General features: G+C 68.1%; 1 protein-coding gene and 1 pseudogene. Both read right to left on the minus strand.

The features are described 5' to 3' along the window. Nucleotides 1–129, minus strand: a 129-nt coding sequence (locus UK12_RS45420; RefSeq protein WP_442973931.1) for an amino acid permease C-terminal domain-containing protein, incomplete at its 3' end; no start/stop codon positions are given. A 12-nt stretch (nt 130–141) separates the two neighbouring features. Further along, a pseudogene (locus UK12_RS42300) lies at nt 142–335 on the minus strand (amino acid permease); the annotation flags it as partial.

Below are 335 nucleotides of genomic sequence, written 5' to 3' on the forward strand. Positions count from 1 at the left end.
GAGCTTGGAGTGCTTGACGCTGTAGCCGAAGTAGATGACAGGGGCGATGGCGAGGACGATCCCGAACAACAGGAAGGTCAGCAGGTGCAGCCCGTAGATCAGGTAGGCGCAGACGCCGACGCTGAGCAGCGGGACGACCGGCTAGCCGGGAACCCGGAAGCCGCGCTGCAGGTGGCGCTGGGGGGGGCGCAGGTTGATAACGGCGACGGGGACCACCGAGAACGCGACCAGGGTGCCCAGGCTGGTCAGGTCGGTCAGGATGTCGAGCGGGATGAAGGCCGCCAGGGCGGCGACGCCGACACCGACCACCAGGGTGTTCCAGACCGGGGTACCGG

It is taken from the genome of Saccharothrix sp. ST-888 (genome assembly GCF_000955975.1).
Taxonomy (GTDB): domain Bacteria; phylum Actinomycetota; class Actinomycetes; order Streptomycetales; family Streptomycetaceae; genus Kitasatospora.